This window comes from Paraburkholderia podalyriae, from assembly GCF_014397785.1.
Lineage (GTDB): Bacteria > Pseudomonadota > Gammaproteobacteria > Burkholderiales > Burkholderiaceae > Paraburkholderia > Paraburkholderia podalyriae.
In genome coordinates this window covers 1-8,138 of sequence record NZ_VZQQ01000124.1, presented here as the reverse complement: position 1 = coordinate 8,138, position 8,138 = coordinate 1, and the positions used below count along the sequence as shown (strand labels likewise).

Here is an 8,138-nt window from a genome sequence, read left to right as displayed (position 1 = left end):
AAGGCCGTTTGGGGTTGCCGGCATCATGGAGGGAATCTGGAACGGCAATCTGCACTCGAACTTGACGGGCCGCGATACGGGCATGTTCGTGATCGTGACAGCTGGTGGCGCGTTTAGCCTTATCACCGACGACTGTGGGCAGATCTCTGCAAACATCGCCGCGGACGGTTCATTTTTCTCTGGTGCCGGCACGACCTATTTGCAGACAAATTGCGATGGGGTAGATGTCACGGCGGTGCCGTTTACCGCCCGTGCGGGTCCTGTGCAGCCTTTCCAGATCGCTGGAGAGTTCGACGATCGTACCGGCACCGCATTCGCGAATTACACCACTGCCAATGACAGCGGCACGATCTCGTTCCTGGGCTTCTATCAGGACTACTTTGAGGAGTCGGGCACGCTACCGCGCACCACAGGGGCTTACTCCATCTCACGGACACTCACCGCTCTGAGTATCGATGCCAACGGAAATCTCTCTTACCGGGATGCGGCCGGGCAGATTTTCCCCGGCACGTTGTCCATTATCGATCCGACGGTCGATGTCTATCGCATGACCCTGCACGTGGGCAGCCAGACACTGACCGGTATGGCTACCCTCGTCGATGACGGGCATGGCAGGAACAACGACTTCCTGTTTGCGGTCGCCAATGGTGCACTGGCGTACAACGCAGAGCTAAGACGCAACTGAGTAAAAACGAACACGATTTCGCGGCCAAAGACTGGCGGCGGCTACAGGCTCCGCGCTTCGGAAACTCGGCGCCTCTCGCTTTCCGCCAAACGCATCGCGCTAAATTCTCCGGGTGCAGCGCTCCCGGCGTCAAATAGCGCTGAAAATTTCCCGTCATTTATCGCTCAAAGTCACAGGGCTCTGGCCGTGGCGACTCGGCGTTGCATAACTTGGAGTTTTGCAACGCATGGAGATTGCCGTACTCTGTGCCGTCTGGACGGTGCACCGGAAAGGAAGTTGCCAAGTGTTCGATGCGGGGTGCCCGACTGTCGCTGATCGACCCGTTGCTGCCGCCCGAGACTTCCGATACCTGCCGTTCAAAGCCGTTAAAGCGGTCATTCGCAAAACTTCCATTGGGAACCGTTACGCGCAGATCTGTTCGAGCTAAGCGGGGACCGACAGACGGCGGAAGCTGGCTCGAGCCACACACCTTGCGATAGCACTGCCGAATTTAGTCGATGACCCGATCGGCACGTTTCAGTACCTCGGCTGGAATGGTCAATCCGAGATCGCGAGCGGTCTTGAGGTTGATCACGAATTCGCGGCGCGAGATAACTTCGAATGGCATGTCCGCAGGCTTGGCGCCCTTGAGTATCCTGTCAACATAGATCGGCACACGCGGATACGTATTGGTGAAGCTCGTGCCGCAGGCCATCAGGCCTCCCGCGTCCGACGCTCCGCCCCAAAACATCGTCGGTATGCGATGCGCCGCTGCCAATTCTGCAACGCGTTTGCGATCGCGGAATGGAGCGGGAACTTCCAGTACCACCAGCACTTCTGCGCGCTCGCCGACCATGGCCTTGAAGGCCGTATCGAAATCAGGCGTCGGGCCCCGCACCTTTAGCACCTGGGGCGCGATGCCAACGGCACGTGCTGCAGCCACGTTGGCGCGTTCGATGGGCGCTAAACCGCTGGCGTCGGCACCGGGGATGTCTGAATCGCTGAGGATCGCGACACGCGAGAGATTCGGAAACAGCTCCTTTAGTATTCCAAATTGCTGAGCGGCAAGTTCGGGATCGTTGTTAGTGATCCCAGTGATGTTTCCCCCGGGCCGCTCCAGCGTGGCCGCAACGCCGATAGCCACCGGATCGGCGACGAGGGCCGCCACGATCGGGATCGTCGTGGTTGCATTTCGTGCTGCGTTCGTTGGCGGGCCGCCGTAGGTGGCAATGACATCGACGCCTTTGCTGACCAGTTCCGCGGCAAATCCAGGCAGCCGATCCAAGTGTCCTTCAGCAAAACGAGCTTCGAAAACGACGTTGGTGCCCTCGACATATCCGAGCCGCGCAAGCTCCTTTCGAAGTGTTTCAAAGGCCACATCGGGTCTCCCATTGAAAAGAGCGCCAACACGGTAAACTTTGCTAGCCTGCTGTGCCTCCGTAGTGCCGAAGGCCAAGACGAGTAAGAAGGGCGCAATGTTCGCGAAAATCAATTTCGTGAGGTTCATGGCCCGCTTCCTCGTAATTTCGATGGACGGGCATCAATGCCAGGATCGATGCTCAAAGCGCATTGCCGACATACTCGTGCGGCCTAGGAGTACTTTAGTGCACACGACCGTCGGGTATCGGGAAATTTCTGTGTTGCACTTGAGTGACTGTTTGTGGCCGCTTGTCGCCGCCCGGGGCGAAAAACCATGGGTGCGGGGGCCATACAGCAGCATTTATTGGGGACAGCCCGCAAAGCCTCATGCAGCCGAGATCGTTCTAACCGGAAAATTGCGCCGAAATCAAGGACGACCCGACGACCTACCCTTCCGCAGATAACCCGAATCGGCGGTTGCCCGTGACAGTGAACAATATGTCGCTGTCACGGAACGAATGCAGTCCGGAAATGGATCACCTTGGCATCAACACCTTGTCGACGACCATGATCACGCCGTTGCTCTGCATTACGTCATAAGTCGAAATGTTGGCCGTATGTCCCGAGTCATCGGTAACCGTGATGTTATGTGGACCATTCTCCGAAAACGTCAACATCGCCCCATTCACTGTTTTGAGTTCTGCCTTTCCCCCGCCTTCCTTGATAGACGTATCAAGTCTGCGGAAATCGTAGCGGCCCGGAATGACGTGATACGTCAAAATGCTCGTGAGGGTCGCCTTGTTTTCAGGTTTTGTGAGCGTTTCGACAGTACCGGCAGGCAACGCCGTGAACGCTTCGTTGGTGGGTGCCAGTACGGTTAACGGACCTTTGCCCTTCAGCGTATCGACAAGACCCGCCGCTTTGACCGCCGCCACAAGCGTTGTGTGATCCGCGGAATTGATCGCGTTCTCCACAATATCCCTGCTCGGATACATCATCTGCCCACCCACCTTCACTGATTCGCCCGCGGCCGCCATGCCGGACGTCGCCATCGGCAGTGCAAGCACTGCGAAAAACACTTTGCGGTTCATGCCTGTCTCCAGAACTTGCAGCACACCATTGCGCCGCTGTGATTCATATACGGGACGTCTCGGCTTCCGGATGCAAAAGAAAATTACAGCCGACTTGACTGCATCCATCTGCCGCATCCGGCCGTATATGAGGAGCGGCCCACTCACACTGCGGAGGCAATCATGAATCATGTTGACGTTCAGCTGGCTACCCGGCATCGATACGCGTGATCAGGCGATCGATCGTTTCAGGAATGCGGGAGCGCCTCCTGCAGGCGTCGTCCTGCTCGGCAGATGGACCCGTGCGGATCTGGGTGGAGGCCACGTATTGCTTGAAGCGCAGGATCCCGGGACGCTGACTGAATTCGCGTACAGGTGGAGCGATCTGATGAAGCTGGAAGTTACACCTGTCATGGAAGATGACGACCTGCGTGCGTTATTCGAGCGCGTGGCGACATAACGCTTCAGGCAGGGCGTGCTTCTGTTGATTCGTAACCGATCCTTGAACTGCAATCGTCATTGGGAAAAATCATGACCATTGAAATCGTGCACAAATACGATGTCCTCGCTAACGCAGACCCGCAGGGCTATGCTGAACTGATGAAGAAGGTGGTTGAAGTGTTACTGCGATCCCCGGGCCTTGTGGAGATCCGCGCCAATCGCAATCTGCTCGCGTCGCCGGAGGTGCGGGCTACGAGCGTATGGGAGCATCTCGCCGACTGGGAGGCCGCACGGGAGAATGAGGCCCTGGCGGCCCTCGACGCGCAGTCGCGACAGTACGTCACGAATATGAGCGTCGAACTGTGGGAACCGTCGAGCCTGCTTCCTCATCCTCTTCGTCCTGAGCGCTAGCAGAGAAGCGCGCGGGCTACGCGGCAATCCGGCAAGCTGCCCACGCTGCCGTCATCGCCCGAGAGTGACAGGATCGACATCACGCGTCGTGGGGCGGCAGGAGATCGCGATGAAACGCCGTCACTTTTTGAAGTCTTCGGCCTTTTTCACCATTGCCGCGGCGAGCGGCACACTGACGGCGTGCCGCTCCGCGCAGGAACCTCGAGATTCACCGGGCAGCCATGTCTTTCCGCAAGGCGTAGCCAGTGGCGACCCACGAGACCGGTCCGTTGTCCTCTGGACCCGGTGCACCGCGACACGGCCGGACGCCGACGTTGTACCCCTACACGTTGAGGTATCCACGCAGCGCGATTTTTCGGCACTCGTAGCCAGTGTGCCGTTGCGTGCATTGCGCAGCTTCGATTTCACGGTCCGCGCAAAAATCACGGGATTGCGGCCCAGCACCACGTTTTACTACCGCTTTGTCGCGGGTCGCGATTCAAGTCCTATGGGGAAAACGCGTACAGCACCGCTGCCGAATGATGCCAACACCCTGGCGCGCTTCGCCTGGTTGACCTGCCAGGACTGGAGCGTCAATCACTGGGAGGCGATGAAGCTCATTGCCGCCGAAACCGATCTCGACTTCGTCGTGCATGTCGGCGACTACATCTACGAGACGGTCGGCACACCGACCCTGGACGCCGTTGAGCCGGCGCATTCGCGCATAACGTTGCCGCACGGCCGGCCGCTTGCAGGCGGCGGCCAATATGCCGAAAGCCTTGACGACTATCGCTCACTATATCGAACCTATCGGTCCGATCCGCGCCTGCAGGCGCTCCATCGTCAATTCCCGATGATCGCGATCTGGGACGATCACGAATTTACTGACGACTGCTGGCAGGATCACCAGACTTACACCAACGAACAGCAGCGTGAGACCCAACGCCGTCGCAACGCGACGCAGGCATGGGCGGAATACATGCCGGTCGACTGGAGCGATGTCAGGTTCGACGATGTCAATCCCGCTTACGACAACATCCGCATTTACCGCGCATTCCAGTTCGGTTCACTGATGCAACTGGTCATGACCGACGAGCGACTGTACCGCGACAGCCAGTCAGTCAGCGCGAGCGAGATTGCGCGTGCACGGGGGCACGATCCAGTCCACGGCGACGACGCAGTGGGCTCGCGGTATTTTGTCGAACGCGGGCTGCTGGAGCGTTCCGAAGCGCAGGCTGCTAACCGGCTCGGTCGCAGCCCATCCATCCTTGGTTCCGAGCAGACGCGCTGGTGGAAAGCAACGCTGAAGTCGTCATCGGCAACCTGGAAGGTGTGGGGCAACGAAGTGATGCTGAACCGCCTGTGGGTCGACTTGCCGTCGAAGCAAGACGGCTCGACGAGCTTTGTGGTGAACGGCGATTCGTGGGACGGCTATCCGGCGCACCGGCACGAACTGCTCGCCTGGCTCAGCCAGCAGGCGATCCGCAACATAGTGGCAATTACGGGCGATCTGCATGCGTTTCAATGCGGGGTTCTGCGCGACGGTCACGACCCTTCGACCGGTCAACCCGTCGCCGTTGACTTTGTCTGCGCAGGAATCAGCAGCACCTCGTTCTACGCCTACGTCAGGCAGGCATGGCGAGGCACACCGCTCGCACCCCTTGTCGCGTCGCCCGCGGCGTTCGATGCGTTTCTTCGGTCGAATAATCCGGGCCTTCGTTACGTTGACCACGACGCGCAAGGATATGCCTCCGCGACTGTCACACCTGAGCACTTCGCGGTCGTGTACAACAAGGTCAGGCGATTGACGGGCGACGGGAAACCACCGCCGGACCTGGTACCGCAGCGAGTCAGACTGACGGTCTCAAGGGACAGGTCGGATGTCATGATCGAATCTCTGTCAGCGAACGCCTGAGCGCCGTGACGCAACCGCGCCAGTCAGGTCGGATTCAGTTCGCCCGTCGCGAGAACGGGGCCGGTGGGCTGGCCCGTCGGCGAGCCGCCCTGCGGTTCGAGCGAGACTGCAAGTACGGCTCTCGCGACGATCCGCGAGACCGTCTGCGGCGGCAGCTGGACCGAGACAGGTGTGCCCGGCGAGAACACGCCTAGCGGAATTGGTTTTGCACCTGCCGGAATCAGCCAGAGCTCTGTCGAACGGTCGGCTGCGATCTTCGGAGTAGCCGCCGGTACGATCACCATGTTCGCGCGCTGGAAGTCCACCGTCGCAGTCCACGATGCGACGCCGTCACTGCGGGCGATCGTCGCGACCATGTAGCCGTTCTGCGCCACGACTGCTGCGCGTTGCTGCATCTCGTGCACCGCAAAGAAGTTCACACCTAGCAGCACAAGCGCGGCCATGCTCGCGCCAATGCCGAGCCACCGCCACAGAGTCAGGCTGTCCCACCATCCGCTCCGCGCGGGGGGCGCTGCCGCCAAGAATCCCAAGTCGTGCTGGATGCGTGTCCAGACACGCGCGGACGGTTCGACGGCGGGCAGACTCTCCGCTAACGGCGTCAGGCGTACGAGCCACGCGTCCAGCGTTTCGCGCAACGCAGCGTCGCGTGCCGCCTCGCGTTCGAGCGCCCGGCGCGAATCGGTGTCGAGCACACCGAGCGCGTATTCGGCGCAGCGTAGGTTGTCGTCAGGCTGGATTGGGGTATTCATCGCTCGAGGCACGTCCTCAGTTGCATCAGGCTACGCCGGATCCAGCTCTTCATGGTGCCGAGCGGCACGCGCAGACGCTCCGCCAGTTCCCCATAGGTCGCGCCCGTGAAGAAGGCCTCGCGTACCACGCCGACCTGTTGCGGGTCGAGTGCCGCGAGACACCTTTCGAGCCGCCGCCGCTCCTCGCTCCATTCGGCAGCGTCCGCTGGCGTAGGTGACTCATCTTCGATTTCCGCCGCCTTCTGCTCGTCGAGCGGCTCCTCGCGATGCCGGCGCATGTGGTCAATGGCACGGTTGCGCGCGAGCGTGATCAGCCACGTCATGGCGCTTCCCCGCGCGGGATCGTAGCTGTCAGCACGGCGCCACGCGTTCGTGTAGACCTCCTGCAACATGTCCTCGGCCTCATCACGGTTGTGCAGGATGCGCACGATCACCGCAAAAACGCGCGAAGCCGTGAGCGTATAGAAGTGCGCGAAAGCCTCCTGCTCGCCTCGGGCCACGCGAAGCAAGGTGTTGTTCAGGTGAACGCGACGCGCATCGTCGGCGTCGGAGCGCTCGGTCATGTCGGGCGTGTCTTTCATGCGCGCAGTCGGCTGGTCTCGCCGTGGCATGGATATGCCCCGCAATATAGCATCGGCTTTGAACCATCGCGCATCGCCACACGGACCACCGTCCGCATTCGAATCGCCGTCACAGCCACCCTGTCCTTCGTCAGTCATCGGACCCATGTTCAACCTTACGGAACAACGCCATGCGCGGATGCATACTGGACTTCGCATCCGGTGCGGCGGCGGGAAAACTCCCATAAAGCGATTCGCGGGTCAACGCCTGCCGTTGTGCGCTCAAAGCACGGCGTGTGGAACGTACGGGTCCGAACGGCGCGCGTCAACCGACGTGTCAGACTTGCATCACGTGAGAACGACGCGGCACAGGGTCCGGTAACTCGATTTCCACTCCGCTCTGGTTCCCAGGCTGCCAGCAGGGAGACGCGAATGAAGACCCGTCAGGTCGATACTCTGCCCGGATATGTTCCGACACCTCCGGCGATCCGCGAAAAACGCGAGCGCGCGGGTCTGAACCAGATCGAAGCCGCAGCCCTGCTGCATGTAAACATACGCCTGTGCTTGTGATTACCCACTATTTTCACGCCCCAGCGAGTATCCGATCTGGATGTCGAGAAGACGATGCATGCCGCGCCAGATGACCTTGTTGCCGGGCGGAGGGTCGTTCGCGCGTGCGAGATAGCCGCCCAGTTGGGCAAGCTTGATAAGGCTGCGAGACAGGGGAGGCGCCTGTGCGAGGCGCGTCGTATCTTTGACGAGCTGGTCAAGAAGTGTGACCTCGGTTGCGGTAAGCGCCACCTCCGGCGCAGCCTCAGGTGCACATCGATTGATCTCGGTCAGCCAGAATACTCGCCAGGCAAGGATGCAGAAGATGGCGATCAGGTTGGTCAGGCCGCTGGCGGTGCGCAACTGCGACTCTTCAGCCTTGCAGCCGGACTTCAGATTCTTGTGAAACGTCTCTATTTTCCAGCGCATCGCGTACCAGTC

9 protein-coding genes and 1 pseudogene are annotated in these 8,138 nt (G+C 60.2%); 5 read left to right on the top strand and 5 right to left on the bottom strand.

What is annotated here, in order from left to right; translation table 11 throughout:
• Positions 1 to 685: hypothetical protein (locus F6X42_RS40915; RefSeq protein ID WP_187639480.1), on the top strand; the 685-nt coding region annotated here is incomplete at its 5' end.
• Positions 686 to 1,175: 490 nt separating this feature from the next.
• On the opposite strand, the gene F6X42_RS40910 is transcribed toward F6X42_RS40915, so the two are convergent.
• On the bottom strand, positions 1,176 to 2,171 hold the full coding sequence (locus F6X42_RS40910; RefSeq protein ID WP_187639479.1) for an ABC transporter substrate-binding protein: 996 nt from the start codon (positions 2,169 to 2,171) through the stop codon (positions 1,176 to 1,178).
• 388 nt (positions 2,172 to 2,559) lie between these two features.
• Positions 2,560 to 3,114, bottom strand: a complete 555-nt coding sequence (locus F6X42_RS40905; protein WP_187639478.1) for a fasciclin domain-containing protein — start codon at positions 3,112 to 3,114, stop codon at positions 2,560 to 2,562.
• A 169-nt stretch (positions 3,115 to 3,283) separates the two neighbouring features.
• Between F6X42_RS40905 and F6X42_RS40900 the strand changes: the two genes are divergently transcribed.
• From F6X42_RS40900 to F6X42_RS40890, 3 genes are all read left to right on the top strand, one after another.
• Positions 3,284 to 3,553 (top strand): DUF3303 domain-containing protein, encoded by a 270-nt coding sequence (locus F6X42_RS40900; protein ID WP_187639477.1) that lies wholly within the window; start codon positions 3,284 to 3,286, stop codon positions 3,551 to 3,553.
• Between the two features lie 71 nt (positions 3,554 to 3,624).
• Complete coding sequence (locus tag F6X42_RS40895) at positions 3,625 to 3,945, top strand: antibiotic biosynthesis monooxygenase family protein (RefSeq protein WP_187639476.1); 321 nt, start codon at positions 3,625 to 3,627, stop codon at positions 3,943 to 3,945.
• Between the two features lie 109 nt (positions 3,946 to 4,054).
• Complete coding sequence (locus F6X42_RS40890) at positions 4,055 to 5,839, top strand: alkaline phosphatase D family protein (protein ID WP_187639481.1); 1,785 nt, start codon at positions 4,055 to 4,057, stop codon at positions 5,837 to 5,839.
• 23 nt (positions 5,840 to 5,862) lie between these two features.
• Here F6X42_RS40890 and F6X42_RS40885 read toward each other — a convergent pair whose 3' ends face one another.
• Together F6X42_RS40885 and F6X42_RS40880 are read right to left on the bottom strand one after the other, a co-directional pair.
• Positions 5,863 to 6,588, bottom strand: a complete 726-nt coding sequence (locus F6X42_RS40885) for an anti-sigma factor (RefSeq protein ID WP_187639475.1) — start codon at positions 6,586 to 6,588, stop codon at positions 5,863 to 5,865.
• The gene (locus tag F6X42_RS40880; RefSeq protein ID WP_187639474.1) at positions 6,585 to 7,169 is read right to left on the bottom strand and encodes a sigma-70 family RNA polymerase sigma factor; all 585 of its coding nucleotides are present in this window, start codon (positions 7,167 to 7,169) and stop codon (positions 6,585 to 6,587) included. The genes F6X42_RS40885 and F6X42_RS40880 overlap by 4 nt, the downstream gene beginning before the upstream one ends.
• Before the next feature lie 411 nt (positions 7,170 to 7,580).
• Here F6X42_RS40880 and F6X42_RS40875 point away from each other — a divergent pair, with 411 nt between their 5' ends.
• A complete protein-coding gene (locus F6X42_RS40875; protein ID WP_187639473.1) occupies positions 7,581 to 7,718 on the top strand; it encodes a helix-turn-helix domain-containing protein in 138 nt (45 codons plus the stop codon).
• Here the strand turns inward: F6X42_RS40875 and F6X42_RS40870 are convergent.
• Positions 7,719 to 8,138 (bottom strand): annotated as a pseudogene (locus tag F6X42_RS40870) (IS4 family transposase); the annotation flags it as partial.